We start from the raw sequence: 1,267 nt of genomic DNA, 5'->3' as shown, positions 1-1,267 counted from the left end.
CCGAGGCCCTGCGCGAGCAGGCGAGCCGGCTCGCCGACCATCTCCGCGTCCATCCGGACCGCCCGCTGCCCGATGTCGCCCTGTCCCTGACGTCGCGTGCGGCGTTCGACCACCGTGGTGTCGTGGTCGCCCGTGATCATGAGGAGGCGGTGGAGCGGCTGGCGGCCCTGGCCGTCGCGCCGGACACGGGGGCGGCCGGGTCCGTTGCCCAGGGTGGTGATCCCGGTGTGGTGTTCGTGTTTCCGGGTCAGGGGGCGCAGTGGGCGGGTATGGCGGTGGGGTTGTTGTCGGAGTCGGTGGTGTTCGCGGAGTGGATGGGGCGGTGTGCGCAGGCGCTGGCGCCGTTTGTGGAGTGGTCCTTGGTCGATGTGCTGGGTGATGAGGAGGCGTTGGAGCGGGTTGATGTGGTGCAGCCGGTGTTGTGGGCGGTGATGGTGTCGCTGGCGGGGTTGTGGCGGTCGGTGGGTGTGGAGCCGGTTGCGGTGGTGGGTCATTCGCAGGGTGAGATCGCGGCCGCGTGTGTGGTGGGTGGGTTGTCGTTGGAGGACGGTGCGCGGGTGGTGGCGGGGCGGAGTCGGGTGATTGCGTCGTCGTTGGCCGGTGGGGGCGGGATGTTGTCGGTCGCCCTGCCGGTGGGTGTGGTGGAGGGGCGTTTGGGTGCGGGGTTGTCGGTGGCGGCGGTGAATGGTCCGTCGTCGGTGGTGGTGGCGGGTGCGGTGGGTGCGTTGGGGGAGTTGGAGGAGGAGTTGCGGGGTGAGGGGGTGCGGGTGCGTCGGGTGCCGGTGGATTACGCGTCGCATTCGGTGATGGTCGAGGGGGTTGAGGAGGAGCTGGCGGAGGTGTTGGCGGGGGTGTCGCCGGTGCCGGGGGTGTCGGGTGGGGTGGAGTTCTGGTCGACGGTGTCGGGTGGGGTGGTTGATACGGGTGTTCTGGATGGTGGGTATTGGTTCCGTAATCTGCGGGAGCAGGTGCGTCTGGAGGAGGTGACGCGGGGGCTGTTGGGTGCGGGGCGTCGGGTGTTCGTGGAGATGAGTCCGCATCCGGTGTTGGGGTTCGTGGTGGCGGAGACGATGGGTGCGGTGGGTGTGGATGGCCTGGTGGTGGGGTCGTTGCGGCGTGGTGAGGGTGGGTTGGACCGTTTCTTGCGGTCGGTGGGTGAGGTGTATGCGGGGGGTGTGGATGTCGATTGGGCGGCTGCGTTCGATGCGGGGAGTGCGCGGCGGACGGAGCTGCCGACGTATCCCTTCCAGCACCAGCACTACTGGCT

General features: G+C 69.2%; 1 protein-coding gene. It reads left to right on the top strand.

What is annotated here, in order from left to right; genetic code table 11:
- Positions 1-1,267, top strand: a 1,267-nt coding sequence (locus ACZ56B_RS32870; RefSeq protein ID WP_468798768.1) for an acyltransferase domain-containing protein, incomplete at both ends; no start/stop codon positions are given.

Source organism: Streptomyces sp. NPDC034670 (assembly GCF_055574875.1).
The sequence above is the reverse complement of the archived record's forward strand: the minus strand, read 5'-3'. Positions and strand labels throughout refer to the sequence as shown.